Origin of the sequence: Gordonia ajococcus (genome assembly GCF_012974285.1) — a bacterium.
Taxonomy (GTDB): Bacteria; Actinomycetota; Actinomycetes; order Mycobacteriales; family Mycobacteriaceae; genus Gordonia; species Gordonia amicalis.
On record NZ_CP052884.1, the window covers coordinates 2,550,584 to 2,572,206 of the forward strand.

17 protein-coding genes and 3 pseudogenes are annotated in these 21,623 nt (G+C 61.6%); 15 read left to right on the forward strand and 5 right to left on the reverse strand.

What is annotated here, in order from left to right; translation table 11 throughout:
• Positions 1-63: 63 nt before the first annotated feature.
• On the forward strand, positions 64-750 hold the full coding sequence (locus GAA2_RS11610) for a DUF3558 domain-containing protein (protein WP_081598274.1): 687 nt from the start codon (positions 64-66) through the stop codon (positions 748-750).
• A gap of 143 nt (positions 751-893) precedes the next feature.
• On the opposite strand, the gene GAA2_RS23185 is transcribed toward GAA2_RS11610, so the two are convergent.
• A complete protein-coding gene (locus tag GAA2_RS23185; RefSeq protein WP_247603175.1) occupies positions 894-977 on the reverse strand; it encodes a hypothetical protein in 84 nt (27 codons plus the stop codon).
• A gap of 803 nt (positions 978-1,780) precedes the next feature.
• Between GAA2_RS23185 and GAA2_RS11620 the strand changes: the two genes are divergently transcribed.
• From GAA2_RS11620 to GAA2_RS11660, 9 genes are all read left to right on the forward strand, one after another.
• Positions 1,781-2,947, forward strand: coding sequence for an LLM class flavin-dependent oxidoreductase (locus tag GAA2_RS11620; protein ID WP_006438274.1), 1,167 nt, complete (start codon positions 1,781-1,783; stop codon positions 2,945-2,947).
• Between the two features lie 133 nt (positions 2,948-3,080).
• The gene (locus tag GAA2_RS11625; RefSeq protein WP_006438275.1) at positions 3,081-3,686 is read left to right on the forward strand and encodes a class I SAM-dependent methyltransferase; all 606 of its coding nucleotides are present in this window, start codon (positions 3,081-3,083) and stop codon (positions 3,684-3,686) included.
• 194 nt (positions 3,687-3,880) lie between these two features.
• Positions 3,881-4,201: a WXG100 family type VII secretion target gene (locus GAA2_RS11630; RefSeq protein WP_006438276.1), complete on the forward strand. Its 321-nt coding sequence runs from the start codon at positions 3,881-3,883 to the stop codon at positions 4,199-4,201.
• The gene (locus tag GAA2_RS11635) at positions 4,198-4,494 is read left to right on the forward strand and encodes a WXG100 family type VII secretion target (protein WP_040005015.1); all 297 of its coding nucleotides are present in this window, start codon (positions 4,198-4,200) and stop codon (positions 4,492-4,494) included. Before GAA2_RS11630 ends, GAA2_RS11635 begins: the two co-directional genes overlap by 4 nt.
• Positions 4,485-6,050 carry a TNT domain-containing protein gene (locus GAA2_RS11640; RefSeq protein WP_006438277.1) on the forward strand — a complete coding sequence of 522 codons (1,566 nt, stop codon included), beginning with the start codon at positions 4,485-4,487 and terminating at the stop codon, positions 6,048-6,050. Before GAA2_RS11635 ends, GAA2_RS11640 begins: the two co-directional genes overlap by 10 nt.
• Position 6,051: 1 nt before the next feature.
• A complete protein-coding gene (locus GAA2_RS11645) occupies positions 6,052-6,702 on the forward strand; it encodes a hypothetical protein (RefSeq protein ID WP_006438278.1) in 651 nt (216 codons plus the stop codon).
• Positions 6,703-6,838: 136 nt separating this feature from the next.
• Positions 6,839-7,474 carry a hypothetical protein gene (locus GAA2_RS11650; protein ID WP_168432457.1) on the forward strand — a complete coding sequence of 212 codons (636 nt, stop codon included), beginning with the start codon at positions 6,839-6,841 and terminating at the stop codon, positions 7,472-7,474.
• 143 nt (positions 7,475-7,617) lie between these two features.
• Positions 7,618-9,249 (forward strand): IS21 family transposase, encoded by a 1,632-nt coding sequence (gene istA, locus GAA2_RS11655; protein ID WP_096274965.1) that lies wholly within the window; start codon positions 7,618-7,620, stop codon positions 9,247-9,249.
• A 4-nt stretch (positions 9,250-9,253) separates the two neighbouring features.
• The gene (locus GAA2_RS11660) at positions 9,254-10,054 is read left to right on the forward strand and encodes an ATP-binding protein (RefSeq protein WP_006438890.1); all 801 of its coding nucleotides are present in this window, start codon (positions 9,254-9,256) and stop codon (positions 10,052-10,054) included.
• A gap of 613 nt (positions 10,055-10,667) precedes the next feature.
• Here the strand turns inward: GAA2_RS11660 and GAA2_RS23445 are convergent.
• Positions 10,668-10,814 (reverse strand): hypothetical protein, encoded by a 147-nt coding sequence (locus tag GAA2_RS23445; protein ID WP_191834359.1) that lies wholly within the window; start codon positions 10,812-10,814, stop codon positions 10,668-10,670.
• A 4-nt stretch (positions 10,815-10,818) separates the two neighbouring features.
• Between GAA2_RS23445 and GAA2_RS23450 the strand changes: the two genes are divergently transcribed.
• The 5 genes and pseudogenes from GAA2_RS23450 to GAA2_RS11690 all read left to right on the forward strand — a co-directional run bounded on the left by GAA2_RS23450 (position 10,819) and on the right by GAA2_RS11690 (position 15,595).
• Positions 10,819-11,133 (forward strand): hypothetical protein, encoded by a 315-nt coding sequence (locus tag GAA2_RS23450; protein ID WP_191834360.1) that lies wholly within the window; start codon positions 10,819-10,821, stop codon positions 11,131-11,133.
• A gap of 44 nt (positions 11,134-11,177) precedes the next feature.
• Positions 11,178-12,476 (forward strand): annotated as a pseudogene (istA, locus tag GAA2_RS11675) (IS21 family transposase).
• 6 nt (positions 12,477-12,482) lie between these two features.
• On the forward strand, positions 12,483-13,247 hold the full coding sequence (gene istB, locus GAA2_RS11680; protein WP_006438895.1) for an IS21-like element helper ATPase IstB: 765 nt from the start codon (positions 12,483-12,485) through the stop codon (positions 13,245-13,247).
• Between the two features lie 550 nt (positions 13,248-13,797).
• A pseudogene (locus GAA2_RS11685) lies at positions 13,798-14,411 on the forward strand (class I SAM-dependent methyltransferase); the annotation flags it as partial.
• A gap of 163 nt (positions 14,412-14,574) precedes the next feature.
• Positions 14,575-15,595 (forward strand): annotated as a pseudogene (locus tag GAA2_RS11690) (IS481 family transposase).
• Positions 15,596-15,719: 124 nt separating this feature from the next.
• Here GAA2_RS11690 and GAA2_RS11695 read toward each other — a convergent pair.
• The 3 genes from GAA2_RS11695 to GAA2_RS11705 are packed head-to-tail and all read right to left on the reverse strand — an operon-like array spanning position 15,720 to position 21,128.
• Positions 15,720-18,653, reverse strand: coding sequence for a Z1 domain-containing protein (locus GAA2_RS11695; protein ID WP_006438796.1), 2,934 nt, complete (start codon positions 18,651-18,653; stop codon positions 15,720-15,722).
• Positions 18,650-19,630, reverse strand: a complete 981-nt coding sequence (locus GAA2_RS11700) for a PD-(D/E)XK motif protein (RefSeq protein WP_006438797.1) — start codon at positions 19,628-19,630, stop codon at positions 18,650-18,652. The genes GAA2_RS11695 and GAA2_RS11700 overlap by 4 nt, the downstream gene beginning before the upstream one ends.
• Before the next feature lies 1 nt (position 19,631).
• Complete coding sequence (locus tag GAA2_RS11705; RefSeq protein WP_006438799.1) at positions 19,632-21,128, reverse strand: ATP-binding protein; 1,497 nt, start codon at positions 21,126-21,128, stop codon at positions 19,632-19,634.
• Positions 21,129-21,623: the final 495 nt, after the last annotated feature.

Consider the following 21,623-nt stretch of genomic DNA (forward strand, 5'->3'; position numbering starts at 1 on the left):
AGCACGCAACGCGGGCAGAACAGCTCAGCGGGCAGTGTCGCGCCAGCGGGATGAGTTTCGACGATGCCGATCGACAGGGAGCGGTCGGGTTTGCCACGTAATCCTCTTACCACCAGGGCTATCCGTTTCGTTGCTTGCACAATTCTCGGTGTGATCTGCGCCGGGTGCACGACGAATGGAGATCCCATCGCCAGCGTCAGTAGCCCCGCAACTGCGCCTCCGACCTCAACGGCCGGGATTCGACAAACCGACGATGCCGGAAGGTCGTTGCCATTCACGACCGAGTATCCAAATCGGTGGAGCATCAACAACGACGGGACACCATACGAACCGTGTACACAAGTCTCCGACGAGGTCGTGGAACAGTTCGGTCTGCGCAGAGACTCAGTGGAGGACGTGGCAGGATCTGACTTTCAAACCGCGCGTGGCTGCAGATGGACGTACGTTGACGACGGAATGTCCTCGATCTCCCAGTTTGTTGGCAACATCCTCCGGCCCCAACTTGGTCTCGACGGATACAAAGCCAAGAACTCTGCCGGAAAAACTTGGTATCCAGATACATTCATCAATACCCGCCGCGTGCTTGTTGGGTCGATCGGGGCTGGCGTCTGCTCGGCCTACGTCCAGTCCGGTGGTGCTGTGGTCGTGACTACAGTTTCCAGATTCGATATCCCGCCCCCTCCGAGTGCCGAGGTATGTAGTACTGCGGTCGACTTCCTGAGGGCGACTATAAGTGAAATCCCGGCATGAGGACATGTCCCTGCACCACCCTTTCGTCCAAGGATGACCTACCGCGCGAAGTTGGGTTGCGACTATCCGGTTGCCCCGACGCAAACCAACTTGACCAACTCCGCCCGGTTCCGTACCCGCGTAGCCGTGAACACCCGGCTGACCTACTTCTTCACAGTGTCAACCCCCAGGTTGAGTATCGACGCGATCTCTTCGTTGGTATGCCCATCCGCAACGAGCTCCGCCAACTCGATCTGCCGCGGCGAAAGGCACTCCCGCCACGATGGGAGCGTCTGCCGGGTAGCAATTTCGCAACGTTGGACAGTTGCCGCGACAACAGCCCCATGGCATGCAACCGAACGCGGTCTGGTTCCTTACCCTCCGAGTCGAACAACCCGACCAGCCCATGACAGTCGTTCGCGAGGTCGAGATGCATCACGGATGCGCTGTGTAACTGCTTGCGGTACAGGAAGTCTTGCAGATAACTGACCGAGTCGGTTGCGAGCCCGCCGAGTTTGTCCGCAGAGATCGCCGGGGTCTTCGACAGCGCCGCACGCGACTGCGCGGACGCGAAGACATCCTTCGGGTACCACCGCGCTTGATACTCGTCGATGACCGGCGTGATCCGCCCAGTGACCACCGGGCTGGGATCCGAGAACGCGGTGACAAAGGTCGGACCGGTGAAGAAGGTGGTGTTCAGGCAGTCGTAGTGCTCGTGCAGCGCACCCATCAAGACGTTCTTGAACGCACGAGCGTCTCCGCCTCCGAGCATGCGTCGAGAATGGCGAAGACCCGTTCGTACTCGTCCACAGGCAGCGCGACCGACTGACTGGCCAACGTCCACTCCTCCCTACGGCACCAATCCCCGAACTGTACCGGCTCGAGTGTGATGCGGAGCACATGCAACGTCATGCAACGGTCGCACGCCCCGATGCCTTGGAGGCGCCGCGCAAACCGTCCACTTTCGTGCACTGTGGCACCAGTCACACTGTTTCTAGTCTCGGGGTCGTGGCCGACAGAACGTCGGCCGAGTAGATCGACAGGAGATCCCATGAGCAGGCTTCGTTTCGGATACTTCATGGCGCCGTTCCACGCACCCGGCCGCAACCCCACCGCAGCCCTCGAACGCGACCTCGACCTGGTCGAACACCTCGACCATCTCGGATACGACGAAGCCTGGTTCGGCGAACACCACTCTGCAGGCAGCGAGATCATCGCCTCCCCCGAGATCATGATCGCCGCGGCCTCCCAGCGAGCGAAGCGCATCCGATTCGGTACCGGCGTCACCTCGCTCTCCTACCACAATCCCTTGTGGGCGGCCGACCGCATCATGCAGCTCGACCACATGACGCGCGGGCGGACCACCTTCGGCGTCGGCCCCGGTTCCCTACCAACCGACTCCGCGATGATCGGCCTCAACCCCACCGACACCCGTGAGCTGTTGCAGGAGAACCTCGACATCGTCGTGCGACTCCTCCGCGGCGAGACGGTGTCCGCGAAGACCCGCACCCATGAGCTATACGACGCCAAGCTGCAGCTGGCGCCCTATTCAACCGATGGAATCGACGTCGTCGTCGCTGCCGTGGCTTCACCCACTGGACCTCGTCTTGCCGGCACCCACGGCCTCGGCCTGCTGTCGATCGGCGCGACACTCTCCGCCGACGGGTTCGACGCCCTCGGCCACCACTGGAACGTCATGGAGGAGCGGGCTGCGGCCAACAACGTCACCGTCGACCGCAGCAAGTGGACCCTCGCAGGGCCGTTCCACATCGCCGAGACCGAAGCCGAGGCGTACCGCCAGGTCGAGTACGGCATCGAGCAGTGGTTCGACTACTTCCAGCACGTCGCGGCGTTCCCTCAGATGACCGTCTCCGGAAGCAAGCTCACGGAAATGATCGACTTCATCAACGAGGCCGGCATCGGCGTCATCGGTACCGCTGAACAGGCGCGAGCTCAGGTCCAGCGGCTGTGGGATCAGTCGGGCGGCTTCGGGTGTCTGCTGCAGATGGGCCACGACTGGGCGAACCCGCAGGACACCAAGCGTTCCGCGGAACTCTTCGCGCAGGAGGTGTTCCCCCACTTCCAAGGTCAGGCGCAGGCGACGCTCGACGCCGCCGAGCATGCACGTGCCGTGCGGGAGGGCCATGCCGCGAAGCAGCTCGAGGCCGTTGACCACATGACGCGCAAGTATCAGCAGGAGCTGGCAGAGAAGTCATAGCTGTTCAGGTGTAGGTCGGTCGTCGTCGACACGCTCGACGACGACCGACTTCGTTGGCCAGCTGCTACACCCGCTTCGTGCCGCCGCCTTGACGCCCCGTGATGCGCACAGTCAGGTTTGGAACAATGCGAACATGATCGAACAAAGCCTCTGGATGCAGCAGGTAGCCGCGGACCCGGACCATTCCCACTGGTACGTCGAGCGCTTCCGCAAACTGGAGCGTGAAGGCAACGACGTAGTGGGCGAGGCCCGACTCATCGACGCGATGGCCGCACGCGGGTCGCATATCCTCGATGCCGGCTGCGGACCTGGACGGACCGGCGGCTACCTACACACAGTTGGACACCGCGTCGTCGGCGTGGACGTCGATCCTGTGCTCATTGCCGCAGCCGAGGAAGATCATCCTGGACCGCGCTGGGTGGTCCAGGATCTCGCAGAACTGGACCTTCCTGCGGTCGGTATCCCCGACCCGTTCGACATCGTCGTGTCCGCGGGAAATGTCATGGCGTTCTTGGCACCCAGTACACGAGTCACCGTACTGAGACGGCTCCGTAGCCATTTGCGTGACGACGGCCGTGCGGTGATCGGGTTCGGTGCCGGTCGCGGGTATTCGTTCGACGAGTTCCTGGCGGACGCCGGGATGGCGGGCTTCACCAGTGACGTGTTGCTGTCGGCGTGGGATGTTCGGCCGTTCACCTCGGACTCGGAGTTCCTGGTGGCGGTGCTGCGGCCGAGTTAGTTGCTGTCCCGAACGGGCAGCAAACTGATTGCACGTGGGCCATTTGTCCGGCCGCTTGGCTCACCGATCACCGGGCGAACTGCGAATTCTCCTGGCATAGAGGATCATTCGTGCAATCGCGACCAGCCTGTGGACAACATCCTCGATATCCCCACAAGCCCAGGTAACGTCCCGGGCGATTGAAGGGGGCAGTCGTGGAACTGACAGCGCATCTAGCAGCGCTGCGCGCAGTGTCGCAAGACGTGACAGCGCTGCATGGCGACGTCACCGAGGAATGGTCGACGATCACCAAGCGCGCCGAGGATCTCTTCGGCGTCAGCTGGTCTGGGACCGCAGCGGACTCGTATGCAGAGCCTTGGGCGAATTGCTGCGAAGGTGTGGATCACATTCTGAACGGCCTCAGCTCGACGGGGCGTCTCCTCGTCTCTGCCGCACAGGTCTACGCGGAGGGCGACACCGCTGGCGCGGAAGGCATCAAGGGCGCGACCCCTTTCACCCCCTTGAAACTGCCGTGACCTCCGACGATGCTTACCGCATCGAGTTGGCCGCGGTCGAGAGGTTCGTTAACGATCTCGTGAGATTCGCGACAACAGTCGACGAACGGATCCGCGCTCTGGATCGGCGAATCGACGATCTTCACCTGGACTGGAGTGGCGAAGGCGTGATCGCTCACCGAGACGCCCACCACCGGTGGAAAGAGGGAGTAGCAGACATCCGCGAGGCCATCGTCGAAGTCCGGAAGGCGGCAAATAGGTCGCACTCGGCGTTCGGCGGCCTGCAGGAGCATCAGCGAAAGATGTGGCCTTGACGCCACCTATCGCTGTTCGCCCGGCGACGTTCTCGACGGCAGCGGATGCGTTCTTGGATGTCCACGCCGAGATCGGCAGGACGGTCAACGACCTCTACTCTTCACTGCAGTCTTGCAGGCAGATGGCGGGCCAAGATGGGGCTGGACGAGCGTTCGCCGACCACTACGACAAGACAGTCAACGGCCAACAGAGCCTCCTGGCAGGTATCGCCCTGATGGGTAACGCGTGCGCCAAGATGGCTGAGCTGCTTGATGCCTCGGCGGTCAATCACGCGAACGTGAACAGCGCGATTGGACTATGCACGCCCGCTACCCCTACCGGGAATCTCAAGCAACTCGACAAAATTCCGACGCTGTCGTTGGGTTCCTCGTTCGGCGGGCCCGGAGAACCCAGCAACTGGGAGAAGCTGAGGGAATTCGTCGAAGGGGAAGTCTTTCCCGATGGAGATCCCGCCAAGCTCGAGAACGCCGGGGACGCCTGGACACGTGCGGCGACTTCTCTTCGCAGGCAGCAACAGGCCGTTCGCTCTGCGATAAAGCCGATTGCCGGCGAACGCTCAGCAGAGGTCGGCCCAGCTCAAGATCAAGCATCCTTGATCGACCAGCACCTTGGCGGGATTGCGGAGTCGTGCGATGCCACGGCCAAACTGTGCAATCAGTTCGCGGACGAAGTTCGTAAGACCCGCGACAGGATCGGCGACCTCGTCAGGGAGCTGACGTGTGAGCTACTGGTGGCGGCAGCTATCGGTGTCGCACTGGTGCTTGTGACTTCTGGGCTCGGTAGCCTGCTGGCAACCGCGGCGGGCGTGGCGAAAGCAACTCAAACAGGGGCGCGAATCGCGGGAGTGATCCGCGGGCTGATGGCCGCGGCCGGCCCTGTCCTGCGTCCGGCGGCTTACGTCCTGGATCCGGTGGGGGCTGCTGTTGGTGACCTGGGCGCACTGATGGGCGCTCGCGCGGCGATGTTCGGCATGAGCATGTCTAGAGGCTCCGTGCGGGCGGCCCAGTTAGCGGCAGCATTGGAGAAGATCCCCACCTGGGCTCATGACGAGCTCAAGAGAGCCGTCGATCCTGACTTCCTGCGCACGTCTTTGGAAGCCGGCGGCGTACCAAAAAACATCATCGACGATGCGATCGCCAGCAACCCGTACCGCAATATGACGCCCGAACAGATCTTGGAACGGTACTGGGACGGCAACGGCTGGGCGTACCCACCCAACAACGGGTTCAAGGGCGACTACCACGTCTCCGACAACATTCCCGAAGGCACTCGTCTGGACAGGATAGGTTCGAGCGATGGCGGATTCATGGGGCGGGACGGGGATTCGTACGGCGCGCGAGCGCTTCCGCCGGGCAAGTCCGGTGCGTACCACGAATACGTTGGCACGGGTAAGCAACTCCCTGATGAGTGGGAAGTCCGGCACGGAGAGGTAGCGAGAGCGTTCGATCGTGAGGGCGGGGGTCGCCAGTGGGTCGTGATCGACAAACAGACGGGTGATGAGATATCTGTCGGCGACCTGCTGGAGCGCGGTGTGATCGCACCCAGGACGCGTTGACATGAGTTCGACTTGGAGGGAAGAAATGGATCGCTGGCACGGCCTGGCAAACCTGTTCGCCTCGCTGGACTATTGGTCCGAGGTGCAGACGACGCTCGCTCAGCAAGGCGCCTTCGAGACTGCAGCGCCCCTGTTTGGGCGTCCGTATCTGGATGGCAACCGGTTGTTGTTCCCCCGAGGACCCGGCGCCGATCAGGACTCCGAAGGTTACACCGACTACTCGATTCACGACGTCGCCGACCACTTCGCACTCGAAGTATCCGGGCAGCGTCGAGGCAGAACATACGAGAACGTGGCGAAGGCGTGGTTCAGCGACTTCGCCGATATAGCGAAGTACTTTGTCGGTTCGAACGTTGCTAGCCGCACGCGCAGTAGGTATCGCCCGGCCAACCTCGAGATCATCAATCATCGGTGGCTGGACCGCGGGCCGGCGCCTCTCTGGGATCAAGTGAGAGAACCAAACCCGGGCGGATTTGATCGTGCGGTGAAGTACTTTCGTTCCGACCACCCTGAGCGGTGGTACTTCACCGTAACCACTGACTCGGACACGTCATTCATGCTGGATTTGCCTTGGCGCGAACTGAATTCCATTTTCAGCGAGGGGATACCGGGGATCGAGCACATCCCGTTTCCGAAATTCTCGGACGGCTGACTGTATCGGCCTTGCTGATCAGAGTAGTTGGCGACGACCGTCCACGAGCGGATCTTCAATCTCGACAAGTCCACAACCGACTCAGGAGGCGTGGCGTGAGCAGTAGCCCCGACAAGAGGAAACACAAAGACTCATCATGGATAAGTGGAGCGGTCTGGCAGACCTACTGTCGTCACTGGAGTACTGGTCGGAGGTTCAAACAACCCTCTCGAACGAAGGTCACTTCCAGGGTGCTGCCCCGGTGTACGGGCGTCCCTACCTGGAGGACGGGCGGCTGGTTATCCCCCGCGGGCCCGGCATGGCGAAGGACTCGGACGGCTACACCGACTACTCCATCCTCGACAGCGATGGGTACTTCAGTATTCGAAGCTCCGGCAGAAGTCGGGGGAATCTGTACGCGGATTCGCCGGAGTCGTGGTTTGGAATGTTCAGCGACGCGGCAAAGCATTTCCTGGCGCGTGAGGTGGCGCTGACTACGCGACTGCGTGTTCAGGGCAAGCGTCTCGAGATAGTCACTCGCAGATTGAAGAGCCTCGGACTTGCTCCCTCGTGGACGGAGGTCGCCCAGCCGAATCCCGGCGGGTTTGTTGACTCCAAGACGTACTTCAGGAGTGATGACCCAAGCAGGTTCTACATCACCGTCAATCCAGATACTGCAACTTCCTTCCTCCTCGACCTGAACTGGCGAGAGCTCAATTCAACCTTCAGCGAAGGAATCCCGGGTTTCGAGTACGTTCCACTGCCGAGCTTCAGCTGTCATTTGCCACCGTGAAGGGACCACCTGGGCTGATTGTTTGCCATAGGGATGGGACCACCTGGATTGCCAGTTATGGGACCACCGGCGCGTCGCGCTGGTGGTCCTTCATTTTGTCCGTTGACTCGGCCGTGACGATGTTCACGGAAGGGGCCGACGGCATGGGCTACCGGGAGGTTGCAGTGGAAGAGATCAGAGAAGTCCTGCGGTTGTGGTTGGGCCTTGCGGTGGGGTTACCGGCGCCGGGTCTGCGCACGATCGCCGCGCGTGCGGGTGTCGATAGGAAGACGGTGCGACGCTACATCGCGGCGGCGCAGGCGGCGGGGTTGACGCGCGATGTCGGTGCGTCGGCACTGACCGATGAGTTGCTCGGTGCGGTGGTGGCCGGGGTGCGTCCGGCGCGGCCGAAGGGTCATGGCCAGGCGTGGGAAGCGTTGGTGCCGTTCAGCGAACAGATCACGCAGTGGGTGAGGGGAGGAACGCCGGAGAATCCAGAACCGTTGACGGTGACGAAGATTCACATCCTGCTGGCCCGTCAGGGGTGTGTGGTCCCGTATCGGACGCTGGTGCGGTTCGCGACCGAGTGCTGTGGGTATCGCCGCACCACGACCACGGTGCGGGTGGCCGATGGGGATCCCGGGGTGGAGTGCCAGATCGACTTCGGCTACCTCGGGATGCTCGATGATGCGGCAACAGGTAAGCGCCGCAAAGTGTTCGCGCTGGTGTTCACCGCCGTGTACTCGCGGCACACGTTCGTGTGGCTCTCACACACCCAAACCCTGTCAACGATCCTCGAGGGCTGTTCAGCGGCGTGGGAGTTCTTCGGCGGCGTGTTCGCTGTGATCATTCCGGACAACATGAAACCTATTGTCACCCAAGCAGACACCCTCAATCCGAGGTTGTCTCGGGGCTGGTTGGACTACGGCCAGCATGCCGGGTTCGTCACCGACACCGCCCGAGTCGCCACACCAACCGACAAGCCGCGGGTAGAACGCACCATCCACTACGTGCAGAACAACTTTTGGGCCGGTGAGCGATTCTCGAGCCTGCCCGATGCCCAGGCCGCCGCGGTGGCGTGGTGCCAGAGCACCGCGGGGCTGCGGATTCACGGCACCACCGCCGCCGCGCCAGCGGTGCTGTTCGACACAGACGAGCGCGCCCACCTGTTACCGATACCGGCCGACTACGACGTACCGATCTTCAAAACTGTCAAGGTGCACAGAGACTTTCACGCCTCGGTCGGCAAAGCACTGTACTCACTGCCCGAAACCTGGATCGGCTCGACACTGGACGTTCGCCTGGACAGCGAAGCGGTGAAGTTCTATCACCGCGGCGAGTTGGTCAAGCAACACCCGCGCCAGCCCGCCGGTGGGCAGAGCACCGACCCCAACGACTACCCCGCAGACAAGGCCGCCTACGCGCTGCGCAACATCAGCAAGCTGCAGGCCACCTGCGAGCATCACGGCCCCCATATCGGGCTCTACGCGGCCCGTATCGTCGACGACCCGCGCCCGTGGTCTCGGGTGCGGGCGGTGTACACCCTGCTCGGCCTGGTGCGCACCTACGGGCCCGGACCTGTCGATGCTGCCTGTGCCACCGCCCTGGAGTTCGATGTCATCGCCGTGCCCAAGATCGCCTCGATGCTTGAGCAGGCCACCGAGAACACCACCCCGGACATGCCCGTGGCCGCCGGGTCGGAATCGTCTCGCTTTGCCCGCGACCCCTCCGAATACGCAACCAACAGAACACAGTTGACACTTGTTCCTAACCCCGACAACACCATTCAGGAGTGAACCGATGACCCGAACCACCAACAGTGTGCCCGAACCTGTCGGCGCCGACATGCTCGGCCTGCTCAAAACCCTCAAACTCGGAGCCCTCGCCGACACCCTGCCCCAACGCGCAGCCCTGGCCCGCCAACACAAAACCTCGCACCTGACGTTCCTGCAACAATTGCTCGCCGATGAAGTCTCACGGCGTGAATCCAGCTCCGCCGCCCGACGATCAGCCAAGGCAGGTCTCGACCCCAGCATGCGGATCGACAACTGGCGCGCGGCAGACGATCTACTCTACGACCGCCCCCTGCTCGAGGACCTCACCACCCTGCGGTTCATCGACGCCGGCCACTCCGCGATCCTGCTCGGCCCCGTCGGAGTCGGCAAAACACACCTAGCAAACGCGTTGGGCCACATGGCCATCGGCCGACGCAAAACAGTGCTGTTCGCGCGAGCGGACAAACTGTTCCACCGACTCAAAGCCGCCCGCCTCGACAACAGCGTCGACGCCGAACTCCGCCGCATCACCGCCGTCGACATCCTGATCATCGACGACTTCGCACTCAGAGCGCTCGACGCGACCGAAACCAACGACTTCTACGAACTCATCGTCGAACGCCACCAGCAGACCAAGACCACCATCGTCACATCCAACCGAGAACCCGCCGAATGGCTCACCATGACCGCCGACGCGCTACTGGCCCAATCGGCCATCGACCGACTCACCTCACGCGCGCACACCCTCGTCATCGAAGGCCCCTCCTACCGCCAACGACACCGACCCGGACTTGACCGACCCAACCCCGCAGAGCATCCTCAATAACGCGCCAAGGTGGTCCCATCCTCGTGGCAATCCAGGCGGTCCCATAGCAGTGGCAAATGACACTTCAGCGATGCCTAACCAGGGCCCGGCCGGACACCGTGCCCGCCTGCAACGTCGTATCTGATCAAAGGTCCGGTATCCGAGTTCCTCTGTCGTATAGGTACATACGCACCACCGCGATGACCGGCGTGTGGTGCTCGGATTCGGCACGGGTCGCCATAGTCCCGGCGACCCCTCAGTTTCGTCGCGTCCGCCTTTCGAGATGGATGCACTGCTGTACGGGCCGTTCCGTGATTTAAAGGAGGTACTGACGACGCGCACAGTGGGGACTGCCGCACGGATAGGTGACAGTTGGGGAGTCATGCCGCGGCAGCGGCGGTGTTACTCGCTGCTTCGAACTCGACGGACGTCAACGGGCCCAGGCGGGCATGGCGGCGCCGGCGGCGATAGGTCCGATCGATCCAGGTGGGGGATCGCGATCCGAAGCTGCTCACGGCTGTCCCAGCGTTGGCGGTCGAGGACGTTGCGTTGCGGTAGCGCGAAGAAGTTCTCCACCGCGGCGTTGTCCCCTCACGCCCCAACTCACCCATCGACACCGTTGGCCCGTGAGTCGTCACCGGAGCCGCGATCCTCGATCCGAATGCGCGATACAGCCGGCGAGGTCACCACGACGCGCGACCGCGTTGTGCAGTGCTGCCACGGCCAGTCGCGCCTTCGTGCGCGAGTCGATGCTGTAGCCGACGATCCACCCGGAATACACGTCCTTGATTGCACAGATAGAGATTGCCCTCGGCGGTGTGGTGCTCGGTGATGTCGGTCAGCCACAAACAGTTCGGTCTGTTGGCGGTGAAGCGCTGAACCAGATCATCATGAACCGGCGGCCCGGATCGTCGGCCGTTGCGGCCCCGTTTTGTGTCGGACACCGACCACCAGGCGTTGTCACGGCAGATCCGCCACGCCGTCCGCTCGCTCATGGCCTGACCAGCGTTTTCCGCGTAAGTGACGAGGAAGTGGTAGCCGAACTCCGGGTCCTCACGGTCAGCATCGAGAAGGGGCTGTTGACGGCGCCTGAAAACTGACCCCCTGACGACGGGTGAATTTTGACCCCCGTCTTGTTAGGAGGGTGATTTCAGTGGAGCAGTGGGCGGAGATCCGCCGTTTGCATCGCAGTGAGGGTGTGCCGATCAAGGAGATCGCGCGCCGGTTGGGGGTGGCCCGTAACACGGTGCGGGCGGCGTTGGCCTCAGACACCGCGCCGAAGTACTCGCGACCGGCGAAGGGCTCGGTGGTCGATGCGTTCGAACCGCAGATCCGGGCGTTGTTGCGGGAGTATCCGACGATGCCGGCGACGGTGATCGCGGAGCGGATCGGGTGGACGAGATCGTTGACTGTCCTCAAAGACCGGGTCCGGGTGATTCGCCCGGAGTTTCGTGGGGTAGATCCGGCCGATCGGGTGATCTATGAGCCCGGCGGCTGTTCGCAGTGGGATCTGTGGTTCCCGGACTACCGAATCCCAGTGGGCCACAATCAATTCGCCATGTTACCGGTGTTGGTGATGACATTGGCGTTCTCCCGATACCGGTCGGCGGTGATGATCCCGTCGCGCCAGGGCGGAGACATCCTGACGGGGATGTGGCTGCTGCTGTCGCAACTGGGCGCGGTGACCCGCAAGCTGGTGTGGGACCGCGAAGCCGCGATCGGCCCCAAGGGCACACCCACCGCGCTGGCCGCAGGATTCGTGGGCACCTTGGGCACTCGGCTGGAGCTGGCGCCACCGCGAGACCCCGAGTACAAGGGCATGGTCGAACGCAACAACCGATTCTTCGAGACCTCGTTCCTGCCGGGCCGCCAGTTCGCCTCACCGGACGATTTCACCGCCCAGTTCGATCGGTGGCTGGCCGATCATGCCAACACCCGAGTGGTGCGCGCGATCGGTGATCGACGCCCGTGTGATGCGCTCGCCGAGGACCTCGAGTAGATGGCCGGGCTTCCCCCGACCGCACCTCATATCGGGTTGAGTAGCCGGGTGCGACTCGGTCGCGACTACTACGTACGTGTGGCCGGCAATGACTATTCGGTGCACCCGTCGGTGATCGGTCGCTTCGTCGACATCACCGCCGACCTGCAGCAGGTGCGCATCCAGTGCGGCGAGGTCACCGTCGCCGACCACGCTCGCAGCTGGGCCAACCACGTCACCATCGCCGACCCTCAGCACGTGCGGGCAGCCAAAGAACTGCGCCGCGACTACCGCCGCCAAGACCTCGCCAACCGGGCCCGAAACGCCGCCCGCATCCGCGCCCACCCCGACGGCCACGAGGTACCGATCCGGGCGCTACCAGACTACGACGACCTGTTCGGGGTGCACTTTGCTACCCCGTCAGGTGCTCAACCACCCACCCCGTCCACTATCGCTGAAAGGTGAAATACCATGTCCGACAATCACACAGGTAAGCAGATCGAGTTCGCGGCGCGGGCGTTGAAGATGCCAGCGATCCGCCGCTGCTGGGCCGAGTTGGCCGAGCGGGCCCGCACCGACAACTGGACCCACGAGGAGTACCTCGCAGCGATCCTTGACCGCCAGGTCAGTGAACGCGAAGCCAACGGCACCGTGCTGCGGATCAGTGGCGCTCGCTTCCCCGCGGTCAAGACACTCGAGGACTTCAACTTCGACCACCTTCCAGGATTGCGTCGCGATGTTATCGCCCATCTGGCCACCAGCACCTGGATCGCCAAGAGCGACAACGTGATCCTTCTCGGACCACCTGGAGTGGGTAAGACCCACCTCGCGATCGCGCTCGGGATCAAAGCCGCGCACAACGCCTACCCTGTGCTCTTCGACACCGCCACCGGATGGGCCACCCGCCTGACCGAGGCACACACCACCGGCCGCCTGGTCTCCGAACTCAAACGGCTCCGCCGCTACCGGCTGATCATCATCGACGAGATCGGCTACCTGCCGTTCGACTCCGATACCGCCAACCTGTTCTTCCAACTCATCGCCAGCCGCTACGAACAAGGCTCGATCCTGATCACCTCGAACATGCCATTCGGCCGCTGGGGCGAAGTCTTCGCCGACGATGTCGTTGCCGCCGCACTCATCGACCGCCTCGTCCACCACGCCGAGGTCATCACCATCGACGGCGACTCCTACCGCACCAAGACCCGACGACAACTCGTCAACGCCGACCAGTAACCACACCAAAAGGGGGTCAAATTTCAACCGTCGATAAGGGGTCAGTTTTCGGCCGCCGTTGACAGGGGCGTTGGTCCGGTACGCCGCCCTCAGCTCGGCATTGCTGACCTGATCACCCAGCCAGCGGCAGCAGGGCTGGCGAGAGAGCAGAAGTACCCGACACGACACCGCCACGGGGATTGAGTCGGCGGCGAGCGCTCTCACGAGCGCGCCGAGTCTTTCTCGGCAGGTTCGCCTGCGACAGATACGCTGCGGCGCGACGCAGCACCTCGTTCTCCTGCTCGAGTAACCGGATCCGCTTGCGGGCCTCGCGCAGTTCGGCGGACTCGGTTCGAGGTCACACCTAGGCTGCGGCCCTCCTCGAGGTCAGCACGTCGCATCCACTTGTGCCAGCATCGTCGGGCGCACCCCGAAGTCGTTGGCGACCCGCTCGATCGTGACGTCGTCTCCACGGTCACGGGCCACTCGGGCCACATCGCCACGGAATTCCTGGGGGTAGGGCTTGGGACAGTTGCATCCTTCCCGACCGCCCGAAGGCAAGCCAGATCAGATGTCACCTATCCGTGCAGCACTCCAACAGAGCATCTGGATGCAGAAGGTTGCCGCCGATCCCGGACACTCCCAGTGGTACGTCGAGCGTTTCCGCACGATGGAGCGTGAGGGGAAAGACGTGGTCGGTGAGGCGCGCTTCATCGACGCCATGGCTGCCCGCGGTTCCCGCATCCTCGACGCAGGGTGCGGCGCCCGACGCATCGCCGGATATCTGGCATCGGTCGGTCATGACGTTGTCGGCGCCGACGTCGATTCGGTGCTCGTCGCCGCGGCTGAGAAGGATCACCCGGGACCGCGCTGGCTGGTCAACGACCTCGCCGAACTCGACTTAACGGCCCGCGGCATCGACGAACAGTCCGACATCGTCGTGTCCGCAGGTAAAGTCATGACTATTCTCGCGCCAAGCACTCGCGTCACGGTACTGAGGCGGTTACGCGCGCATCTGCGCGAGAACGGTTGCGCGGTAGTCGGTTTCGGCGCGGGCCGTGATTATCCGTTCGATGACTTCCTCGACGACGCGTCGACGGCCGGCTTCGCGGCTGACGTGCTGCTGGATTCGTGGGATGTTCGGCCGTTCACTCCAAAATTTCAGAGTTCCTGGTGGCGATACTTCTCCACGCGGGAACAACAAACTGTAGCCCGGTCAGGCATCCGCGCCTAGCTGTACTGACCCGGGACGTTAGGTACGGGGTTCGGCGAGTCGGCGCGACATAGGGAAGACCTCCGAGTGAGGTGTGGAGCTGTCTAAGAACCGCTCCTCAACCCGGAGGTCTTCATGTCTCACCGTAATTCACCGTTGTCCCCGACTGGCCGGCTGCGTCTGGCTCGGTGTGTTGTCGAGGATGGGTGGCCGCTGCGGCGTGCCGCGGACCGTTTCAATGTCTCGGTGACCACGGCCAAACGGTGGGCCGACCGCTACCGCGACCACGGGCCCGCAGGGATGGTTGACCGCTCAAGCCGGCCCCGCTCATGCCCGCATCGCACCACCCGTCGCCGGGAACGCCGGGTGGTGGGGTTACGCGTGTCGCGCCGTTGGGGACCAGCTCGGATCGGGTTCCACCTGGGGTTGAACGTGTCCACAGTCCACCGCATCCTCACCCGGTACCAGTGTGTGCGGTTGTCGTGGACCGACCCGGCCACCGGAGCACCGGTGCGTGCACGACGACGTGAGGTTCGCCGGTATGAACGCGAAGCTGCCGGGGACTTGATCCACGTCGACATCAAGAAGCTGGGCAGGATCCCCGACGGTGGTGGGCACCGCGTGCACGGCCGCGCCCGAGGCGGCCGCAATTCCAGTGCCCATCGCGATCACGTCCCGGCCCCGCACCGTGCAGGGCCGCCCCAACCTGGGATACGCCTACCTGCACCACGCCGTCGATGATCACTCCCGATACGCCTATTCGGAGATCCTCGCTGATGAGAAGAAGGAAACCGCGACCGCGTTCATGACGCGTGCCTTGGCCCACTTTGCCTCGATCGGCGTCACGACCACACGGGTGATGACCGACAACGGGTCCTGTTACCGGTCCAGAATGTTCCGGAAACGATTGGCCGACAACGGGATCAAACACAAATGGACACGACCGTACCGGCCGCAAACCAACGGCAAGGTGGAACGATTCAACCGCACACTGCAAGAGGAATGGGCCTACGCCCGCCCCTACAACAGCGAGACCGAACGCGTGGCCGCCTTCGACGAGTTCCTGCGCATCTACAATCACGAACGCAGCCACACCGCACTCAGAGGCGACTCACCCGCCGACCGCGTACCCAACCTGGCGGGTCAGTACACCTAGCGCGGCATATACACAGCTGACCCAGGCCAGGAAGTCAGTGCCTTGAGCCCTAAGAGACCCACCTTCGCTTGGCTAGGGAGCGTCATGGTCCTGCACGGGTCGCGAGACGGGGCTGTCTACGTCCCTACCCGGTACTGTCGACGACCGCCTGCTTCGACGACGTCTTTGCTCGGAACCGGACGACCGCTTGTCCGGGCGGGACGACGCTACTCGGAAGGAACACCCTGAAGCCGAACATTCGGGTTGGGTCAGCACCCTCGGTTGTATCCTTCACGGCATAGACCAACAACGCACCTCTCTTTGACCCCGCAAGATTGCCAAGTCCTGGATCACTGTCCGCAAGCCCCGTGACGAGTCTGATTGCTGGTCCTCTGTGCTTGGGGTCAGTAGGCTCACCCATCACATTGCCGCGCTCGATTCGACGCCTACGGGAGACGACCGCGAAATGCCCGATCTCCCCGAAGTCTTCTTTCGAGTTCCCCCCGGGCTGCGGTGAAATGACTGCAAAGTCTTCGACCTGCCCGGTGAGGGATTCAAGAAATCGTAGACGCGGGACCACGACGCGTTCGCGGTAGCCCTCTAACCAGATGTGCTCTCGGAGCATGGCGAGGACCTGCGAGTATGAAGCGATACCGCATCTGGCATCGAAGCCCTTCTGGGACATCTCGACTGGCAGGAGCTTCCTCGCTGGGCCGACTTGTTTGAGGATGGGCACCCAGAGTGAGAGGTTGCTCTTCAGCCCCGCCCCATCGACTGGATGTCCGTCGAGCCCGAACTCTGGATCATGCTGTTGTTCTAGCTCAGCGTTAAACATCTTGTTCGAGGCGGCTGGTTTGAGCCAAAAGAGATGCTGGCTTACAAGTGGTGGAATATCTATCGGACGCATTTGCGGTCGGCCGTCTACGAGCTGGGAATATATGCGCAGCTGCGACCGAAACTCCTCCTCATCCTGCACGACCGCATCGAATGCCTCAACGAGGTCGACACGCTTCTTACCAAACTTCTCGTCCCGACCTATGAAGACACGCACCAGGTCTCGGTACCCGTAACGGAACCCGAACCAACGACCAGCTTGCGTAAGGGTGTCGTGCAGCTTGGTCACACGCCGGAAGTAGGTCACGGTAAGACCCTCGACCGTGAACCCCCGGCTCAGCTTTGTGCCACCGACGAGGACGCGCCAGACGCTGCCTTTGTCGAAGTCGAGCTGTTGCTGATTGGCTTGGATGTCCGGATCACCGTTGACGACGATGACCGGGTTGCCCGCGTGCTCTTCTATTCGCGCCACAGCGCGACCAATGAACGGCTTCAACGCATCGAACGAGGGCACTGCTGGCACCCCATGTTCAATACGCGCGGCCGACACGCTCGCGAGATCATTTGTGTAAAGCTCCCTGAGTCTGCCGAGGCCTGTCGGAGTCGTGTATCCCGCTTCCGCCCAGACATTTTGGACGTCCAGCATCACGTCCTTATGTTCCGCCATATAGACGGATTGATGGACGAGCATCGTGTGGTGCCGGAACGAAAGCCCGGGCTCTTGTTCCGCTCGGTAGAGCTTCACGGCGCCAGTGAGCACAAACGTGTCTAGTGCAATCGACAGCTCTTGCAGCCGGTCTTCTCGCTGGACTGCCCAGAGGTCGCGGATAAAGGCAGTGCGATTGGACTTCGCGGGATCATGCAATGATTCGTTGTCATTGAATTCTTTGTTTACATCGGAAAAATCAGCCGCCCCCATATATCCGAACGGCCGTTTCAGGCCAACAACGAAATCCTTTGGGAAAAGGTCCTCTTCGTCGTCAGGGTCGATAAAGACATTCGCGAAGGGTGTTGCAGTGTAGCCGATATACTGCGCACGCGGCATGAGTCGAAGCAGCTGGCCGATACGACTGTTGATCGCAGTTCTGCTGGCCACCTCTTCGCCAGCACGCTCCGCCTTTGCAACCTTATCGGGGTTGACCGTGTTAACTGAAGCCTGGTCAGATTCGTCATCTATGATGAGCACCGGAATATCCTTGATCGAGTTCCGAATACGATCTAGATCCCCAATCAATCGGTCGATGACATGAGCATTCTTCTTGACTACGAAGAGACCGGCTCGCGCCCGCGCGATGTTTTCCGGTGCGTAGAGCGGAAGGTCAGGACGAATCCGTACGGGTTTTAGTTGATCCGCCGCTCCGCCGAGTTTTCTGTAATCGCCGTGCTTGCCGGTATAACGGGTGATGGATGGCTGTTGAGCTAAGTCGGGGTCCACGCCAAGGCTCATGAACTTGTCCGGCCAGTCATCATCCAGGCCATAGTCGAATGTCGGGTCAGCTGAGACCTCTTCGGGGCTTCGATCGCCCAGCAGATTCTCGATTCCTACGAGTTCCATATCCAGTCGCCGCTGAGTCTGATCTCGCAAGAGGTCCAGCATGCCAGTGAGCACGATGATATAGCGATAGCCGGCATCAATAGCTTTGGCTATGACCCCAGTGAAGTTGGCAGTCTTGCCGCTCTGAACGTATCCGACCACCAGGCCTTTACTTTGGAACGCTTCTTTACGGGTCGGGTCGGCAAGACGTTCCACAATCTGGTCACTGGCGTTGTCGAGATCCTGAACGGCTGGCCCCGGCCACTTCTTGACCTCGAGTAGATGTCGTTCGTAAGCATCCCAATAGAAACGCCCATGACGGCGTTCTTGGGTGTACCAGGGCTCCCATTCGTCACTGCTGATGACGACGGTGCCTTCTTCGGACGGTGGGTAATTGGTGGTGAGCCAGTTGGACACGGCCTCGGTGATTCCGAGGCGCTCGTAGACGTCGCGGCGCCGGTCGATGGTTCCAGCTTGCTCCCCACTCCAGGACGGACTGATGTCCGCGTCCCATCTGGCCAGCCTTAGTCCAAGGTTCTGTCGCAGAGGGTCGTTAGGGGAAGCCAGTTCGAGGTGAGCCAAGAGTGTTTCATGAGAAACTGCCCCACCGCCGTAGTCCGAGGCCTCCGTTTCGACGCGTTTGAGAAGATCCTTGGGCCGATCCTGCATGGCCCCTAGCGCTGCGAGATAGGCATTGACAGGGATGGTCATTCGGACTCCTCTGGAGGTCTTGTTAGGTCATCCAAGACTTCTGGTGTTGACTGCGGCAGCCCCGTGAGGTCCACGAGGTATCGAAAATCGACGATTCGGGTAATTTCAGGGATCGAATTGACCAGGTCCCCCATGCGGATAGCGGGAAAATCTTTATCGACGCAGAATCCGGCTGGACGACTCCTTAGTGTCCAAGTTTTCGGGTACAGGTCTGCGTCCGACTGTCTGTATCCCAGATTTGCCAACTCGGCCAGGAACGACTCCGAATACGGACCAATACGATCCGCGATAGTCGCGATCATCTGCGGAAGACTCCTACCCTGATTGCTAGTTCCGGTAATCTGAATCGAAAGCAAGAAAAGCTTCTTTGCATCAGTTGGGGTAAGCTGTGTCGGCGACGATATCCAGTGCTGGCGCCGCTCACCGGACGTCGTTTTCACTTCGACGTCGAAACTGTCGAAGGCGAAGTCATGTTCCTCGCGGGCTGGACCTAGCCAATGCTCCATCGCAGACTCAGTCCCAAGTTTCGACACGAAATGCTCCAACACCAGGAGCTCGCCATACAGGCCGATTTGATCTGAGTCCGTCATAGCTGCCCGTGTACTCAGGACACTGCGGAAGAGCTTGAGCACATCCAGTACCGCGCCGTTGAACGACTGACCTTCGAGTTGTACGCGATCGAGGACTCGACACAGAAGCGGGTACAGCTCCTCAATCCGCTCGATTCCGACGACACCGAATTCGTACCAGTCCCTGCCGTCGCGTCGCACCCGGGTCGTTGCGACGTGCTCATACCGCGAGCAATCGGTCAAGGGGCCCTCTGCCGGCAGCTGCACGCCTAGGCGCTTGCCACCCGGATCTATCGTCAAATAGCCGATAGGGTTTCCGTCTACCCTAATCAGACCCGGTGCACCCTCGTCTAGGTACTTTTTGACACCGGCCGTCCCCAGGTGTCGGGAACCTTCGTTCGTCAGCATGTCAGCCCAGAGCCTCAACATCGGCGGCGGCGGTGAGGATCGACTGCCAAACTTCGACGTTGTCCTTATCTCTCGGACCGTACGCTGCTCCCGCGAAAACATCCTCAGTGAGGAGGTAGAGAAGGGCTTTCATGACTGGAAGGTCGTTAAGCCCGCCGCGGCGTCCTGCCAACAAAGCCTGTCTATACGCGGTGTTGATCCACAGCGTGTTCTGCGCACGATCAATTTCGAAGAATTTGGGTTCGGATAGCGACTTCCACCGGATTTCCATCGGAGCTCGTCCCTCATGTATCGGCAACTCGCTCATGATCGCGCTTTTTACTGATGGAGCTAGTCCGGGACCAGGAGGAACTACTTCTTTGCGTGCCCTATTCGGCTGGTTTCCCTTCCGGTAGACGCGCTCTGCCGACTCCAGATACTCGATAAAGGTCGTTCCATCTCGCGCCTTGGCTCGGCTAGCGGCGCGGACAAACTCCGGTTTCGGATGTACCGTGTTTTTCTCCATACTCATCGAAAACAGATCGAGGTCGTCGGAGATATCTACCTCTACTCTCGCCAACTGAAGACGCCGGCTGGGCACCGCCGCACCTTTCCAATGGCCTGCCTCCAGGAGTCGGTCATTTCTATAAAAATAGAATCCCTGTCGGCTCTCAGGCTTGCCGTCAAGACGGAAGGCAAGGGCCTCGCTACGCGGCGGCCAAATGTGGCAGCGAATCGCTACAGATCGATCTCCGACGTTGCAGTCGAAGGTCTTTGGGTATCCGAGTTCACCGCTTCTACGGTAGGCGAACGGATCCAGCGCCTCGACGACCTGGGGAGCACCGGTCTCGCCCGTGTCAGCATCAAGAACGTCCAGTGTGATCGATATCGAGCTGAGCTTCAGAACTCGATGGAGAACGAGACCCAGGTGGGTGCGTAGTTCTTGGAATGTCTTGGACAAGAAGTCGTCCGTGACCCGGCGGTCATCGGAATGCGGAAAGGTCCGGATCCGATCCCAACGCACAATGGTCCCGGACTTCCCCCGAAACGGCGCTGCCTCGAGCTCTGTACGGACCTGCACTGGGTCCAAGACATCACAGTCGAAGTTCTTGGCGTGGCTACGCACCCAACGCCTGCCGACTGCCCTTCGGCTTGACGTTCGGGACATAACGGTCAGCACGTCGGCTTGGCTGAACGATGCCGCCTTAAGGCCCATCCCGAAGTGACCCAGGGCCTGGTCGCGATAGGTTCGCCGCTTGCCCACAGTCATCGCGTCATCGATGGCCTTATCGCTCATTCCCTTGCCGTCATCTGAAACCAGTAGCGAAACGAGGCGTCTATCGACCTCCACGAACCGTACGGAGATATGGGTGGCCTCCGCGTCGACTGCGTTGTCCACCAGATCAGCTATCGCCGAGGTCAACTTGTGGCTTAGCCCGATCGCCCCGAGGACATCAGGGTCTGGGGGCAGTTTTCGCGTGCCGACGGCATCGATCGTCCCGCGCCATCCCGATTTCATCGTCGTCCCCTGTCTCAAACTTCGTCCCTGTAACCCTCACGGGGACACCTTCGCTCCATGTCATCGCGTACTTACCACGGAACGCTACGGGCTGCCTACGGGACGAGAGACCGCAATTGGCTACCCAGCCGCGCATCGCACACCACCGGCGCAGTCAACCCTCCCGGTAGTCAACTAACTCTCGCGTTGACCAGGCTCGGCGAGCCGTGGTCAGGTTCCGTCCATTTGGCCGCAGCTATCTGCCCCCTCTAGACCGATACTTACGGTGAAGTCAGTCACATTGATGATCCCGTTGCACATCTAATCGCTTCTTATCAGCACCGACCGCTGGTCGGCGTCGATCAGCACAAGACACCAACTGTAAGGACTTTGGTCCCGGTCTTGTTCGGGCCCGTCCGACCAGACACGGACAGAGCGCCTACGGCTTGCAGCGCGGGCAATCCCGGTAGCAAACTCAACCGGACCCTGCACGATTTGAGCACGGCCGGACGACCG